We start from the raw sequence: 14,856 nt of genomic DNA, 5'->3' as shown, positions 1-14,856 counted from the left end.
TTAGTTTATAATCAGTGTAATTGATTACGATAAGGAAGAATTTGACTATGGCTGATAATTTGATTCGCATTGCCTACCTCTACGAAGACTTGATGAACACCTACGGGGACTCCGGTGACGTCAAGATCCTCCGCTACTTTTTGCATAAAAAAGGCTACCAGACCCAAATCGACAACATTTCCCTGGGCAGCCAGTTCAACGCGGCTGACTATGACTTTGTCTTCTTCGGCGGCGGCCAGGACTATGAACAAAGCATCGTGGCCAAGGACCTGCAGCGCTTCAAGGATACCCTGAACGACTACATCCAGGCCGGCAACCCCATGCTGGCCATCTGCGGGGGCTACGAACTGATGGGGACCTACTACAACACCATTTCCGGGACCAAGATCAAGGGCCTGGGGATCCTGCCCCTGCACACGGAATTTGACCCGGAAAAGCGGATGATCGGCGACACCAAGTACGAAACTGAATGGGGCCCGACCATCGGCTTTGAAAACCACTCCGGCCAGACCTTCCTGGACGACCGGGAAATGCTCAAGCCTTTCGCCAAGGTGGTTGAAGGCTACGGCAACAACCATGAGGAAAAGGAAGACGGGGTCCGCTACAAGAACTTCATCGGCTCTTGGTCCCACGGCCCGATGCTTAAGAACGAGAATGTCGCCAGCGCCCTGGTGGACATGATTTTAGACCGGCATGCTGCCCGCGTGGCCCAATAAGACAGCTTTTTGACCAGCTTTTTAGGAGCTGGTCTTTTTTTCGCGATTTTTTAAAAAATTTTGCTATTTCACACTTGTGCTATACCACAGATGTGGTATAATAATTGTCGTAGGGAAGTGAGAACGATGAAGATCGATATTATTCGATACCTCGACGACAAGCACCTGACCATTTACCGGGTGGCGAAAGAGTCGGGTTATGGCTACACTACCCTTCACAAGTCATTTAACAAGCAGCAATCAAATGCGACGTCAATCAACTTGCGCGATCTCGACGCGATCGCCCGGGCCCAGCACGTGGCGATGTGGCAGGTTCTGCGTGAGCTGGAGAATGATTATCTCAGCGATGACGATGATGACTAAACTAAATACGAAGGTTGGTTTAACCGCTGAGCAAGTCCTATTGTGTTGATTTCGATTGATGCAGAAGGGCTTTTTAGTTAGCCTAAAACCAGCACCTTATTTTACTCAGAAAGAGGTAAAATCATGGCTTACGACAACTTTAACGATATGGATGATCTTTTTAGAGACTTAATGAACGGAATGGGCGGCTTTAATTCCGAAAACCGCCGCTACTTGATCAACGGCCGGCAGGTAACTCCGGAAGAATTCGCTGAATACCAAAAGACCGGGCAACTCCCAGGGCAAGGACAAGCTAAGAATGTCCAAGGCAAGCAAAAGAAGGCCAACGGCATTTTGGAAAAGTTAGGCCGGAACTTGACCGCTGAAGCCCGGGAAGGCAAGCTCGACCCGGTCATCGGCCGGAACAAGGAAATCCAGGAAACGGCAGAAATCCTCTCCCGCCGGACCAAGAACAACCCAGTTCTGGTCGGGGACGCCGGGGTCGGCAAGACCGCGGTCGTTGAAGGCTTAGCCCAGGCGATTGTCCACGGGGACGTGCCGGAAGCAATCAAGAACAAGGAAATTATTTCCATCGATATCTCCAGCCTGGAAGCCGGAACTCAGTACCGGGGCTCCTTTGAGCAGAACATCCAGGACCTGGTCAAGGAAGTCAAGGACAGAGGCAATGTCATCCTCTTCTTTGACGAAATCCACCAGATCCTCGGCGCTGGCGGCATGGGTGACGGCAATGGCTCCAAGGGGATGAGCGACATCTTGAAGCCGGCTTTGTCCAGAGGTGAAATCACCGTAATCGGGGCCACCACCCAAGACGAATACCGGAACACCATCATGAAGGACGCCGCTTTGGCCCGCCGTTTCAATGAAGTAACGGTCAACGCCCCAAGTCCGGCTGACACCTTCAAGATCTTGATGGGGATCCGGTCCCTGTACGAAAAGCACCACAATGTGGAACTGCCAGACGACGTCTTGAAGGCCGCCATCGACTACTCAGTCCAGTACATCCCGCAGCGGTCCCTGCCTGACAAGGCCATCGACCTTTTGGACATGACCGCCGCTCACCTGGCTGCCCAGCACCCAGTGACCGATGCCAAGACCATCGAGAAGCAGATCAAGGAAGAAAAGCAGGCCCAGGAAAAGGCCGCTGAAAAGGAAGACTACGAAGCAGCCCTGGAACACAAGACCAAGGCTGAAAAGCTGGAAAAGCAGCTGAGTGAAAACCACGAAGAAAGAAAGACCGTGGCTACTCCAGCTGACGTGGCCGCTGCCGTTGAACGCCTGACCGGGATTCCGGTTTCCAAGATGGGCGCCAGCGACATCGAACGTCTGAAGGGGCTCAGCAGCCGCTTAAAGGGCAAGGTCATCGGCCAGGACGAAGCCGTTGAAGCTGTAGCCAAGGCTATCCGCCGCAACCGGGCCGGCTTTGACGACGGCAACCGGCCAATTGGCTCCTTCCTCTTCGTCGGCCCGACCGGGGTCGGCAAGACGGAACTGGCCAAGCAGCTGGCCTTGGACATGTTTGGCTCTAAGGATGCCATCATCCGCCTGGACATGTCTGAATACTCCGACCGGACGGCCGTTTCCAAGCTGATCGGGACCACCGCCGGCTACGTGGGCTACGATGACAACTCCAACACCTTGACGGAAAAGGTTCGCCGCAACCCTTACTCAATCATCCTTTTGGACGAAATTGAAAAGGCTGACCCGCAGGTCATCACCCTGCTCTTGCAAGTGCTTGACGACGGCCGCTTAACTGACGGGCAAGGCAATACGGTCAACTTCAAGAACACCATCATTATCGCTACCTCTAACGCCGGCTTTGGCAATGAAAAGCTGATGGGCAACGCTAAGAAGGATGAAAAGCTGATGGACCGGCTGGCTCCTTACTTCAGACCGGAATTCCTCAACCGCTTCAACGCGGTCATCGAATTCAGCCACCTGACCAAGGAAGACTTGAAGGAAATTGTCAACTTGATGCTGGCTGACGTAAACAAGACTTTGGCCAAGAAGGGCATCAGCTTGACTGTCAGCGAAAGCGCCAAGGACTACTTGATTGAACAAGGCTACGATGAAGCTATGGGCGCACGGCCACTGAGAAGAGTCATCGAGCAGGAAATCCGTGACAAAGTCACCGACTACTACCTGGACCACTTGGATGTCAAGAAGCTGAAGGCTGACATGGTCGACGGGGCTCTTGAAATCAGTGAAGACAAGTAATTCATTTCTTTAACCAATTTGCATAATCATAAAAAAGGCAGTCTTTTGACTGCCTTTTTTACTTTATCCGGATTTTTTGTATTATAATCAATAGGTAATATAAGAACGCTTACGGAAGGTTGCTATATGCCAGATAATTTGTACGATTTTAGTGAAGACGCGCGGGAAACTTACGAACGCTCTCCTTTTCCCATCCTAATCTACCAACTGATTGGCGGGCAATACAAAGTCATTCTCTTATCAGATGGCTACTGCCAGATGGTCCAGTCAGACCGGGAATCAATGCTGGGCTATCTCAACCAACGCAGCTTCAACCGGATCCACCCGGATGACCGGAACCGGCTGCTGGCCTATTCTAGAAAAATGGGCCAGCAAGCCAGCGGACAGATGACCTATCGCCTGTCGATCGGCGGTCATTATCACCAGCTTTTAGCTTATTGCAAATCACAAATAACTAAAACTGGTCAAAAGCTCTTGGTCGTCCATTATTTTGATCTGACGACAGGCGGCAGTGACTTAATCGACAGCCTGGATCCCTATCTCAAAGCTCCTAAAAAGCATGACTTGATCGACGGACTGACCGGCCTGGCCAATATGACCAACTTCAACGAAAGTGGCGGCCACTACCTGCGCGAAATCATCAAGGACCGCGGCCAGGCAGCCGTGGTTATTCTGGACATCAAAAACATGCACGTCTACAACAACCGCTTTGGCTACCTCAAGGGCGATGCCTTCCTTTGCCAATTGGCCACGCTGCTAAAAAAGGAATTCCCGGATGCCCACCTGGTCCGCTACTTCCAGGACCAGTTTGTCATCATTACTGACTCCAGCCAGATTGACAATCAGCTGGTCAAGCTGAATCTGAAGGTCAAGGCACTTTCTGAAGGCCACCTGGCCACTATTCACTGCGGAATCTACCTGGCAGATGAAGCTAACGAGCTGGCCCTGGCCGCCGTTGACAAGGCCCGCTTTGCCCTGTTTGCCTCCAGCAATTCAAACCGGGTCTGCAACTACTATACGGCCAAAGTTCAAGAGAAAGTTGACAAGCGCGACTACATCCTGGGCCACTTCAGCGAAGCCCTGCAGAAGGGCTGGATCAACTCTGACGTGCAGCCAGTCATCAACCTCATGAATCACAAGATCGCAGCCTTTGAACTCCTTGCCCGGTGGAAGGATCCGGTCTACGGGACCATGTATCCAGAAGACTTTCTGCCGGTGCTGGAAGAAAGCCAGCTCTCCCACCTGCTGGACCTGCATATTTTGGAAGAAGCCTGCAAAATCTACGCCTGTCGCCGGAAACAAGATCTGCAGATCGTCCCCCTCGTGATCAATTTGTCCACCGATGACCTGGAAAACGAGCTTTTCCTCAAAGAAGTCAACCGGCTGATGCAGAAATACCAGCTGCCCCACAGCCAGCTGATCTTTGACCTGGCCGTTTCCAGTGCCTGCAAACCGGAAACGATCAAGCAGCTTTTAGCCGCTTTGGAAGACAATCACTACGCCTGTGCCTTTGACTGCGCCAGCAGCAGCTACCCGACCACGAACTTTTTGACCCACTACTCTTTTGAATTCATGAAGTTTGACCTGCTTTCGCTGAACCCGGTCCGCTCCAAGGAAGCCGCGGTTCTGTCCAACCTGCTCAGCGCCTGCAAGCAGCTGGGAATCCGGCCGATTTTTAAAAATGTGGAAAACAAGCTCCAGCTGGACTTCCTCAAGTCGGTTGGGGCCGTCTTGGTCCAAGGCAACTGCCTCTTTCCAGCCACGCCTTTCAAGGACAGCTTGAAGCTGCTCGGGCAAAAGGGATATTCAGCTCAAGGCAATGAGGAGCAGACCTTCTATCAAGAGATAAACCAAATCGACTTGCTGGATCCAGCCTACCGCTTCTTTGACCATAAGAAGCCTGGCCTGGGCAGCTCCGCTCCCGTGGCCGTCTACTTGATTGATGGCAACCAGGTCCGCCTGGCCTATCTCAATCCGCCCGCCCAGGACTGGGTGGCCAAGGTCAATGGGACGGAAAAAGACTATGTCAATGAACTGGAGCTGGGTCAAGACAGCAATAGCCTTCGCTTCTGGGACGCGGTCAAAAGCTGTTCAGAAATCGGCGACAGCTCTTCTTACGTCTTAACGGGGCCACACTTTCACTACCGGATTCTCCTGCAGCTGGTGGCGGAAAACGGCACGACCAAGGCCTTCCTCTCAACCATGGACGGGCAGCCAGTCCGCAATCCAGTCTTTTTGGACAAGGACAAAGGAAAAATCAAGACGGACAACCTTTGGGACGCTATCACCCAACAGATCAAGCTCGGCCTTTTCTGGAAGGACAAAGAGCGCAATTTCATGGGGGCCAACCAGCACTTTTTAAACTACTATGGCTTGTCTTTGCCTGAAGTAATCGGCCATAATGATAATGAGCTGGGCCTCAACATCCACCCGGAAAACTTCCAGGAAAGCGAAGAGCAGCTTTTGCGTGACGGGGTCCCAATCAGAGAACTGGGCAAGACCCTGGCCCGGGGAAGGGTTAGGGAAATATTGGTCTTTAAAGCGCCTGTTTATGACAAGGGACAGATCGTCGGCCTGCTTGGCTTCTTTACGGACGTGACCAACACCAGCAAGCGGATCAACCAGCTGGAACATGAAGCCGCCAGAGACGACTTGACCAGCTTGAAAAACCGGCACAATTTTGCCCGGGACTTCAACTACCTTACCGGCAAGCCGATCCTGGTCATGATGCTGGACGTCGACCACTTCAAGAAGTTCAACGACAATTTTGGCCACCTCTATGGCGACGAGGTCTTGAAGAAACTCAGCCAGCTTTTGCTCAAGATCTACGGAATCGGCCACTGCTACCGATATGGGGGCGATGAATTCTTGATTCTGCGCGACTTTACCGATATTGACACGGTTGAAAAGCAAGACAGGCAGCTGCGGATCGAACTGGAGCATGTGCAGATCCTGGACCTCTACATGAACATCACCGTCTCTGCCGGCTATACCTACGGGATCGCCCATAACAGCGATGAAATCAAGAGCATGATCCGCCTGGCCGACCACAACCTTTACCAGGTTAAGAAAAACGGCCGCAAGGGCAGCTGCGGCAGTCCCTACAAGCCTGCTTATTATTAACAAAAAGAAACAGCGTGGAAGCTTAATTTGCTTTCACGCTGTATTTTTATCTGTTGTTTTTTTGCAAGGAAATACTTTATTTTAGTCGGCTAATTCGACTGCCCGGCTGCTGGCCTTGCTTTTGTACAGGTGGATACCCAGACCCAGCAGGTAGCCGGCAATGCCAAAAGTCAGCCAGCCCAGCCCGAGTGAGAAGAAGGGCAGGTAGCGGCCGGCCAAGGCCAGGGCGGCCTTGGCAAAAGCAGTAGTGGAAATTACGCTTGGGGCCGCGTTCAAGCCGTCAAAGAGGGCCGGGATGATGGTGAAGTAAACCGCGAACTTGTAAACTGCCGGGTCATTGTTGAAAAGCTTGCTGGTCAAGCCACAGAAAATCAAGGCGATGGCCAGTGGGTAGAGGAACATCAAAACCGGGGTTGACCAGGCGATGATGGTGGTCAGGCCAACATTGGCAATGGCAAATGAGAGCAGGCAGTTGAAGGTCAAGAAAGTCCGGTAGGAAATTTTTGGAAAACGCTTGTGGAAGTCCTGGGCAAAGGCAACTACCAAGCCGATAGCCGTGGACATGCAGGTGATGGTGGCCAAAGTAGCCAGGAGGGCTTCCCCGAAAGTGCCCAGGTAGTGGCGGGCGATTTGGGCAAAAGCAATCCCGCCGTTTTCAGACAATTTGAAGTAGTGCAGGCTGCTGGCGCCCAGGGCAATCAAGATAAGGTAGATGATGGCGATGCCGGCAAAGCCGATGGCACCAGTCTTGGCCAGGGCCAGGGAAGTTTCCTTGCCTTCCTTGAGCTTGAAGCCCTTGATGGCCGTAACGACCGTAATCCCGAAGGCCAGAGCAGCCAAGGCGTCCAGGGTGTTGTAGCCCTGCAGGAAGCCGTTGGTCAAAGGAGCAGTAAGGTAGTCGGCACTTGCCTGGGTGCTGCTGGCAGCCCCCATTGGCTTGAAGATGGCGATCAGAAAGATGATGAAAAGCAGGGCCAGGAAGGCTGGGTTAAGGATTTTGCCAACCCGGTCGGTGATCTTCCCTTCACTTAAAGAGCAGTAGTAAACGATGCCGAAGAAGATGGCTGAGTAGATCAAAAGAGCCCAAGGCTGCATCCCCTTTGAGAAGTGGTCAGAAAACATGGAGAAAGGCACAGTTGCCGTCCGCGGAGTCGCGAAGAGCGGCCCCAGGGTCAGGTGAACCAAGATCAAGAAGGCCAGGGCGAACTTTTTCCCCAGCGGCCGGGCTAAACCGAAGATCCCATCAGCCCGGGTAACGGCCAGGGCCAATAAGGCGGCCAGAGGGATCAGAGTCCCGGAAATGATGAAGCCGATGGCGGCGGGAAGCCAGTTTTTGCCAGCCATTTGCCCCAGGTGAACCGGGAAGATCAAATTCCCGGCCCCGAAAAACATGCCGAAAATCAAAGAGGCGATGATCAAATACTGTTTGCTAGTTAACTTTTTCATGATAAATCTCCTTGCAATCACTAATGATATCCGGAGATCAGCGCTAATCTCGAGTTGCTAAAAAACGAGTAAAAAAAAGTCCCTGCAGAAACGATTGTTTCTACAAGGACGCTTGCGCGTGTTACCACCTTTGCTTCACCGCTTTGTCGCCAAAACGGCCTTACCCCGTGCTGGCCCGTCGGCCAAGACGTTGTCGCTGTAAAGGGCGAACCCATTTGACACTTCGCAAAGACGTCGCGCCAACCACTCAGAGCCTACTTTCGCCTTGGACCCGTCTGCCGCTTTCCCAGCTGACCGCGGCTCTCTGTGAGACTTATGTCCGGGGCTACTCTGCTCTTTTCAGTGTTTCAACTCGTTTTTTAACTTGTTTATAATCTAATACTTTTCTCAGCTAAATGCAAGCTTTTTGTCCAAAAAAATTTAAATCAACCGCAAAAGGGCCACGCTGGCCACCCCGGTGACCACGATCCACATCAAGCTCTTGGTGAAATAGGCCACGACAAGTGTCGGCAGAGTCGCGGTCAGATACTGCCAGTCGACCTTGGGCAAATGCCCCTGCCTGGCCGTAAAAAGGCTGCCGAACCACAAGGTGGTCATGATGACGATCGGCACGAACTGCAGGAATTCCACCATCCACTTGGGCAGGCAGAATTTTTTCAAAATCAGGAAAGGCAGGATTCGCAAGAGAGTTACCCCGCCGCCGCAGACCAGAAAAGTTATCAGTAATTTACTCGAAAAAGACATGCTTGATCACCATCCCCACTAAACAACCGACTACCGTCACCACAATCGTGGCCACGCTGGCCGGCAGGAAGATCAGACCTAAGTAGGTCAGAACCATCGTTACCCCGATCATGACCAGCTGCAGCTCAATCTTGACCGACTGGTCGGTGATCAGCTGCAGATAGAGCAGCCCCAGGAACATGGCGACCACCGCGTAGTCCAGGCCCAGGGCCTTGGTGTCGGTGATTACGCTGCCGATCAAAGCTCCAAATAGGCTGGACAGGCACCAGGCGGCATAAGCCACGATATTGGCCGCGTTCAGCCAGTCATAGCTTAGCTTGCCCTTGGTATAATTCAGTTTGGTGATTGCCAAAGCAAAAGTTTCATCAGTTACCAGGCTGCCCAGCCAGAGATTTTTAACCAGTTTCTCGTCCTTGAATTTCGGTGCCAAAGTCATAGTCATCAAAAGCATCCGGGCACTCATCAAATTGGTGGCCGCGAAGATTGAAAACAGGCTGCTGCCGGCTGGAAGCATGCTGACCAGGGCGAACTCGCCCGAAGCCGTGTACACCAGCAAGGACATGACAAAAGTCTCCAAGGGACTAAAGCCGTTGGTATGCGCGATAATGCCAAAAGCGGTCCCGATCCCCACGTAGCCGAGCACGGTCGGCAGGGTATCCTTGACCCCGGTTTTGGCGTCTAATACATTGTTCAATTGTTTTCCCCCATGTTAATGATCAAATCATTGCTTTGATTTTAACACAGTTTCCCTTGAGCTGACGGGCTTTTTTGGCAATATGCATAAAAAGTTCTAAAGATTTCTTTGCAATTTGCCCCGGCGGGGACTGGGCACGACCTGCAGGCAGGTGGCCAGGATGATCAAGAGCCCGCCAATCATCTTCATGATGCCGAAGTCGCTGCCTAAAAGAGAAACCGATAAAATCGTCGCTACTAGTGGTTCAAAGGCTTCCAGCATGCTGGCCAGGCTGGCTGAGATATACATGACGCTGGACAGGTAAAGTGAGTAGGCGAAAACCGTACCAGCGATCACGATGTAGATCACCAGACTCCATTCCTTGACCGTAACCCCTTTGGCTGGCATGAGGGTCAAAGACGGGCTGAGGATAATCCCGCCCAGCAACATCCCCCAAGCCAAAATGGTGATGGTCCCGTACTTTTTGAACAGCTTGGCCGGCATGGCAATCGCTAGCGCCTGGGTCAAGGCACTGAAGAAGCCCCAGACCAGGGTATTGGGGGTAACGGCCAAATGAGATAAATTGCCATTGGTCACCAAAATCACCGTCCCAACCACTGCCAGCAAGATCGCGATCAAATCGATTCTCCGGGGCATTTGCCGGGTCTTAGCCGCCATAAAGCAGATGATCAAGACCGGGGCCAGGAAGACCAGGACGGTGGCTGTCGGCGCGTTTGAGGCCGCCACCGTATAGAAGTAGGTGAACTGGGCCCCGGTAATGCCCAATATGGAGAACACGGCCGCGTAAACCAGGTCGCGGGGATTTTTGAAAATGGCAAAGGTCCCCTTCCCCTTGTGAACCAAGGAGATGAGCAAGAGGCTTGCCCCAGCCAGCCAAGACCGGACGTCAACCAGCCAGAAGGTATTGATGTTGGGGTTTTGGTAGAGCATTTCCGCCGCGGTCCCCGAGGTTCCCCACAAGGAAGCACCAATAACTGCCAACAGGATTCCCAAATGCTTGTCTTTCATCTTCTTCACCGTCATCGTTTCACGTGTAACATTCTATTTCTGTCTGAAAAAGACAGATCCTTTTACATTATGACAGCTTTATGAGATTTTTGTTAGTCTCTTTCTAAAAAAGGCAAAATAAAAAGCAGCGAAAACGCTGCTTGAGTTTATTTCTGCTACTTCTTCTCTTCTTCTGCCTTATCAATCAGGTACTTGAAGAGGCGGTTCATGATGGCCGCTTCCGGGGCCGGGTTAGCGTGCATTTCTTCCGGGTGCCACTGAACGGCGATGATTTTGCCGTCAGTGCTTTCCAAGGCTTCCGGCACCCCGTCGCCGGCGCTGGCTGATTCAGTCAAGTCCGGGGCCACTTCCTTGATCAGCTGGTGGTGGAAGGAATTGGTCATGAGGCTGCTTTCGCCCATGATTTTTTCCAGGGTGGTTCCGCTCTTGATCTTGACCACATGAGTGCCCACGTCCGGCCGGGTGGCCTGCATGTGCTTTAAAGTATGACCTGGCCGCAGTGACAGGTCCTGCCACATGCTGCCGCCATGGGCCACGTTGATGATCTGGGCGCCCCGGCAGATGCCCAGGACAGGCTTGCCGGTCTCTTCTGCCCGCTTTAACAGGGCCATATCGAAGGCGTCCCGGTCCGGCCAGGTTTCCCCGCTCTTTTGGTCAACTTCTTCACCATACAGGTGAGGGTCAACGTCATGGCCACCGGACAGAATCAAACCGTCAACCAGATCCAGCTGCTGAAAGGCCATCTCGCTCCCGCCAGCGGTAAATGGAATTACCAGGGGAATCCCGCCGTTCTTGAGGACTGAGTCCACGTAGGCGGCATTGACATAGGTCCGGGGCTCGCCCATGAAGGGACCAGCCTGGATCGTGACTTCTGAACCAGAGATGCCGATAACTGCTTTTGCCATTTTTTATTCTCCCATGTCTACAAACTTCTCCACCGCCAAGGCGATACCGTCCTGGTTGTTGCTGGCCGTGACGTAGTCAGCCGCGGCCTTGATTTCGTCGATCGCGTTGCCCATGGCCACCTTAAAGACCCCAGGCAATTGGAAACCGGAGAGGTCATTGTTGTTGTCGCCAAAAATCATGGCTTCTTCCGGCTTGATGTTCAACAGATCCAGCAAAGTGGTCAGTGCCTTGCCCTTAGAGGTGCCGGGTGTGTTAAATTCCAGGCACTGGCGTCCGGAAGCAGAGATTTCGAACTCCCGCTCAGTTTCCGGACTGAAGCTGGCCTTGAACTTCTTCATCTTGCTTGGCAGGGAAACGAACTCACCCTTGATGAATTCGTAGTGCTTGCCAGGTTCAAGCCGCTTGACCCCCATGTTCCGGGCCCGGGCGGTAAAACCAACGCCAAAAGTGCTGGCGCCAGGCGCCACGTAAAAGTCCTTGGTGTCCATAAAGTAGGGACCCATGATCCCCTTTTGCTTCAAGCTAAGCAGGTGCTTGACGTTTTCGTCAGTCAAGGGGCTGGCGCTCAAGACTTCCCCGTCCATCCGCTGGACCAGGCCGCCGTTGTAGCAAATAGCAAAGTTGTCTGCCAGGTCCAGCTTGAAGGGCTCAAAGACCTTCAAGACGCCAGGCAGGGGCCGGCCGGACAGGGGCACCACGTAAATTCCCTTTTCCCGGGCCTTTTTCAAGGTCGCCAGGGTCTTAGGGCTGACCTTCTTTCTGGAAGTCAGCAGGGTCCCGTCCAGGTCCACCGCGATCAATTTAATCTTCATGCATGTATCCTTTCATCTTTGCTACTATTTTACGGCAAAAAGCGGCTGCCTCCTAGTCACTTGCACTAGTTGACTTGTGCTTGGTGTTTTGGCTGTTGCTTGGGCCCGGCTTAGTCTGCTGCTTGAGCAAGTACTGCTGGATCATCTTCACCACCTGCTTGTTCTGCGGCAAGCTGGAGTGCTGGGCTTCAGCCCCGGTGACGGTCATCATGGTGTAGCCTTTGACCTGGTTTTGGAAGATGTACTTGCCGGCTTCCACACTGCTTTCCGGCACGATCCCGTCAGATTCGTAGTTTTCCCCGCCGGATAGGGAGTAGACGATCAGATTTTTCGGCAGGCGCTTGCGGTACTTGATAAAGTCCGTCAGCATTTGCGTCTTGTACTTGGTGCTCTTTTCACTGAAGTTGTATGGCGAACCCAGGGTCATCAAACGCTTGATGGTGATTTCGTCTGAATAGTCGCTGTAGTAGTGTTCCAGCCAGTAGGTCCAGATGAGGCCCCCGTTTGAGTGGCCAAAAGCCTTGAAGTTGTTGAACTTGTAAGTCTTGGCAATCTCGTAAAAGGCATCGTCCAGCCAGCCGGCCTGCTTCTTGATATTGCTGTAGCCGTCATGGTTGTTTTGGAAGCCGACCACGATAAAGGGTTCATTGTCCCCTTTTTTAATTGAGCCAGAGTAAGTCAAGGTCCCGTCTTCACTAATTTCGACCTTGAGCAGGCTGTGCTTGTAAGGAGTGTTCTCGTTAAGCAGGTCAACCAGTTCGTTGAAACGGTTGACGGTGGCACTTGAGCCGGGAACCATGATTAAAGGCGACAGCTGGGACCTTTGCCGCTCAGCGTGTTCCTTGTTGGTCTTTTTCATCCAGGAATAGCCTGGAATGGCCAATAAAATGATGATCGTCAAGGCAATGACGATCAGTTTCCAGTTGCGGCTCTTAAACATGACGGTCATCCTCCATTTCATAGTCCTTCAGCAGGGCCTTGGTCCGGTTGTCCAGTTTAACGGCTGGAATCATCATAACCACGTCCAGGCAGAAGAGGAAGATACTGAAAATCAAGGTTGGCCAGTTGCCGTTAGTAGCAAAAAATGGCACCAAGGGCCCCGGCGTCCCGGTCAAAATCGGGTAAACCGGCGTTGGCACGATGTGCAAGGAAATCGCCAAAGCCGCGATCAGCATGTTCACGACTGGCACGAAAACCAGCTGGAGAACATAGATCGGGTTGAGGATTACCGGCAATCCGACCAAAAAGCCCCGAGGAGAGCTGAATAAAAGCGGCCAGAGGTTCATCTTGGCTACAGTTTCCGGTTCTTTGCGTCTTCCCCAGATCAAGATGGCTACGGCCAAAGCCAGAATAGCCCCGCAGCCGCCCATGACCCCGTAAGTCGAGATCAAAGATCCACCCAGGTATGGGTAAGGGATCTTCCAGATTGACCCCCGCCGCAAGACGTAAGTCAAGTTGGCGGTTGCCGCGGCTGAATTTTCAACATTGCTCAAATTGAGAATCGGGGCATCGATACCCAGCCAGCTGAGGAAGGAGGCCAAGGCTGTTGACGGTACTGTCAAAAGGAGGTTGTTGGAGTTCTCAACCGATGAAGTTACAGCACTCAAGCTGAAGTTAGCCTTAACCTTGCTGATGACGGCATAGAGGATCCCACCGACAATGACGCCGCCAATTACAGTGACCAGGGTTGGCTTCAAGGCCTTGATCGCCCGGTCCTGAACTAATTTGGTGTGTTCATAGTTGACAGACTCATAATCGGCTCCCAGCCAGTGAAAGACCTGCCCTACCCCATAACCCAGCAAGAGGGCAAAGAAGGCGTACTGGAAGCCTAAATAGCCCCCAGAGAGCAAAGAAATCCGCCCAGTCAGGCCCAGCTGAAAGAGGTAGACCATGACTAAGAGACTAGTTGTCGCACTGATCCCGGCCATCGTGGCATCTTTACGGTAAATTTTGGCCGTAAAAGATGCTGAGAAATAAACCGTGAACAGGCAAAAAAGGCCGAAGATAACTTCAACCACGGACTGCGACAGGCTGGTCCCGATGTCCCAGAAACGGTCGCTCATGATTTTGTCAAAATCAAATAAATTGTAGATAAAACTTTCCGGCGCGAAGACGCTGTCCTGCAAAACCTGGAAAAAGGCCCCGACCGTCGCGATCGGCATTAGAACAGCAAAAGTCCGCTGAGCCACTCTGAAAAAGGAGCGGCGGCGCAGCCAAATGCACCACTTAGCTAATTTGTCCATTTACTCTTCCCCCCACAAAAACTACTTTAATTATACAAATTCAAATTACGAATGAGCAAATTTTTCTCCGCTTTTTTCACAACAAAAACCGGACCAATTCCTGGCCCGGTTTAAAAAAGTAACAAAAGAAATGTATTTATTCAACACTGTTAGCTGTCTCAGTTGCCAATGTGGGGTTAACCAGCATTACCAAACCGATGATGAGTGTTAGCAATCCCATGGTAGCTGCCTGCTTTCTATGATGTTTGTGTTTAAAATTATAAGCTATATTTTTATTGTAACGGCCAAGCAGAAAAAATGCGAGTCATCTGCCCATCCTTAAGAAATGCTTTAGAAAAGTAAGTAACTTGTAACTTAAAAGAAAACAAACTGCAATTATCCTGTAATATGCATATAGAATTTAAGCAAAAAAGAAAACAGAGAATAAAACAAAAAGAGCCAGACTTCCGTCTGACTCTTGACTCGCGCGGCAGCTTCCTATCCTCGCAGGCAGTTTCCCACCAACTACTTTCGGCGTTAAGAAGCTTAACTGCTGTGTTCGGCATGGGAACAGGTGTATCCTTCTTGCCATTGCCACCGCACTCTCT

General features: G+C 51.9%; 12 protein-coding genes and 1 rRNA gene. 4 read left to right on the top strand and 9 right to left on the bottom strand.

Going from position 1 to position 14,856, the window contains the following annotated elements:
• Positions 1-47: 47 nt before the first annotated feature.
• From ACYVUV_RS00065 to ACYVUV_RS00050, 4 genes are all read left to right on the top strand, one after another.
• Positions 48-716 carry a type 1 glutamine amidotransferase gene (locus ACYVUV_RS00065; protein ID WP_439776283.1) on the top strand — a complete coding sequence of 223 codons (669 nt, stop codon included), beginning with the start codon at positions 48-50 and terminating at the stop codon, positions 714-716.
• 126 nt (positions 717-842) lie between these two features.
• The gene (locus ACYVUV_RS00060; RefSeq protein ID WP_270449283.1) at positions 843-1,079 is read left to right on the top strand and encodes a transcriptional regulator; all 237 of its coding nucleotides are present in this window, start codon (positions 843-845) and stop codon (positions 1,077-1,079) included.
• 123 nt (positions 1,080-1,202) lie between these two features.
• Entirely contained in the window at positions 1,203-3,293 is a 2,091-nt protein-coding gene (locus ACYVUV_RS00055) for an ATP-dependent Clp protease ATP-binding subunit (RefSeq protein ID WP_439776282.1), read from the top strand.
• Between the two features lie 126 nt (positions 3,294-3,419).
• Positions 3,420-6,416 carry a diguanylate cyclase domain-containing protein gene (locus ACYVUV_RS00050; RefSeq protein WP_484498846.1) on the top strand — a complete coding sequence of 999 codons (2,997 nt, stop codon included), beginning with the start codon at positions 3,420-3,422 and terminating at the stop codon, positions 6,414-6,416.
• A gap of 81 nt (positions 6,417-6,497) precedes the next feature.
• Here the strand turns inward: ACYVUV_RS00050 and brnQ are convergent, their stop codons facing one another.
• From brnQ to rrf, 9 genes are all read right to left on the bottom strand, one after another.
• The gene (gene brnQ, locus ACYVUV_RS00045) at positions 6,498-7,862 is read right to left on the bottom strand and encodes a branched-chain amino acid transport system II carrier protein (protein WP_439775053.1); all 1,365 of its coding nucleotides are present in this window, start codon (positions 7,860-7,862) and stop codon (positions 6,498-6,500) included.
• Positions 7,863-8,282: 420 nt separating this feature from the next.
• A complete protein-coding gene (locus tag ACYVUV_RS00040) occupies positions 8,283-8,606 on the bottom strand; it encodes an AzlD domain-containing protein (RefSeq protein WP_439775052.1) in 324 nt (107 codons plus the stop codon).
• Positions 8,590-9,300 (bottom strand): AzlC family ABC transporter permease, encoded by a 711-nt coding sequence (locus ACYVUV_RS00035; RefSeq protein WP_439775051.1) that lies wholly within the window; start codon positions 9,298-9,300, stop codon positions 8,590-8,592. Before ACYVUV_RS00035 ends, ACYVUV_RS00040 begins: the two co-directional genes overlap by 17 nt.
• Positions 9,301-9,396: 96 nt before the next feature.
• Positions 9,397-10,308, bottom strand: a complete 912-nt coding sequence (locus tag ACYVUV_RS00030; protein ID WP_439775055.1) for a DMT family transporter — start codon at positions 10,306-10,308, stop codon at positions 9,397-9,399.
• A 155-nt stretch (positions 10,309-10,463) separates the two neighbouring features.
• The gene (locus ACYVUV_RS00025) at positions 10,464-11,213 is read right to left on the bottom strand and encodes a gamma-glutamyl-gamma-aminobutyrate hydrolase family protein (RefSeq protein ID WP_439775050.1); all 750 of its coding nucleotides are present in this window, start codon (positions 11,211-11,213) and stop codon (positions 10,464-10,466) included.
• 3 nt (positions 11,214-11,216) lie between these two features.
• Positions 11,217-12,026 (bottom strand): Cof-type HAD-IIB family hydrolase, encoded by an 810-nt coding sequence (locus ACYVUV_RS00020; protein ID WP_439775049.1) that lies wholly within the window; start codon positions 12,024-12,026, stop codon positions 11,217-11,219.
• Between the two features lie 52 nt (positions 12,027-12,078).
• On the bottom strand, positions 12,079-12,966 hold the full coding sequence (locus ACYVUV_RS00015) for an alpha/beta hydrolase (RefSeq protein WP_439775048.1): 888 nt from the start codon (positions 12,964-12,966) through the stop codon (positions 12,079-12,081).
• The gene (locus ACYVUV_RS00010; RefSeq protein ID WP_439775047.1) at positions 12,959-14,269 is read right to left on the bottom strand and encodes a PTS sugar transporter subunit IIC; all 1,311 of its coding nucleotides are present in this window, start codon (positions 14,267-14,269) and stop codon (positions 12,959-12,961) included. The genes ACYVUV_RS00015 and ACYVUV_RS00010 overlap by 8 nt, the downstream gene beginning before the upstream one ends.
• A 464-nt stretch (positions 14,270-14,733) precedes the next feature.
• Positions 14,734-14,850: ribosomal RNA gene (gene rrf, locus ACYVUV_RS00005) — 5S ribosomal RNA — on the bottom strand.
• Positions 14,851-14,856 lie beyond the last annotated feature (6 nt).

The sequence above is a fragment of the Lactobacillus sp. WILCCON 0149 genome (assembly GCF_057197965.1).
The sequence above is the reverse complement of the archived record's forward strand: the minus strand, read 5'-3'. Positions and strand labels throughout refer to the sequence as shown.

What these genes read in the sequence shown, in the direction of transcription:
- ACYVUV_RS00065 (WP_439776283.1), top strand. Translation starts at nt 48, where the DNA reads ATGGCTGATAATTTGATTCGCATTGCCTACCTCTACGAAGACTTGATG.
- ACYVUV_RS00060 (WP_270449283.1), top strand. Translation starts at nt 843, where the DNA reads ATGAAGATCGATATTATTCGATACCTCGACGACAAGCACCTGACCATT.
- ACYVUV_RS00055 (WP_439776282.1), top strand. Translation starts at nt 1,203, where the DNA reads ATGGCTTACGACAACTTTAACGATATGGATGATCTTTTTAGAGACTTA.
- ACYVUV_RS00050 (WP_484498846.1), top strand. Translation starts at nt 3,420, where the DNA reads ATGCCAGATAATTTGTACGATTTTAGTGAAGACGCGCGGGAAACTTAC.
- brnQ (WP_439775053.1), bottom strand. Translation starts at nt 7,862, where the DNA reads ATGAAAAAGTTAACTAGCAAACAGTATTTGATCATCGCCTCTTTGATT.
- ACYVUV_RS00040 (WP_439775052.1), bottom strand. Translation starts at nt 8,606, where the DNA reads ATGTCTTTTTCGAGTAAATTACTGATAACTTTTCTGGTCTGCGGCGGC.
- ACYVUV_RS00030 (WP_439775055.1), bottom strand. Translation starts at nt 10,308, where the DNA reads ATGAAAGACAAGCATTTGGGAATCCTGTTGGCAGTTATTGGTGCTTCC.
- ACYVUV_RS00025 (WP_439775050.1), bottom strand. Translation starts at nt 11,213, where the DNA reads ATGGCAAAAGCAGTTATCGGCATCTCTGGTTCAGAAGTCACGATCCAG.
- ACYVUV_RS00020 (WP_439775049.1), bottom strand. Translation starts at nt 12,026, where the DNA reads ATGAAGATTAAATTGATCGCGGTGGACCTGGACGGGACCCTGCTGACT.
- ACYVUV_RS00015 (WP_439775048.1), bottom strand. Translation starts at nt 12,966, where the DNA reads ATGTTTAAGAGCCGCAACTGGAAACTGATCGTCATTGCCTTGACGATC.
- ACYVUV_RS00010 (WP_439775047.1), bottom strand. Translation starts at nt 14,269, where the DNA reads ATGGACAAATTAGCTAAGTGGTGCATTTGGCTGCGCCGCCGCTCCTTT.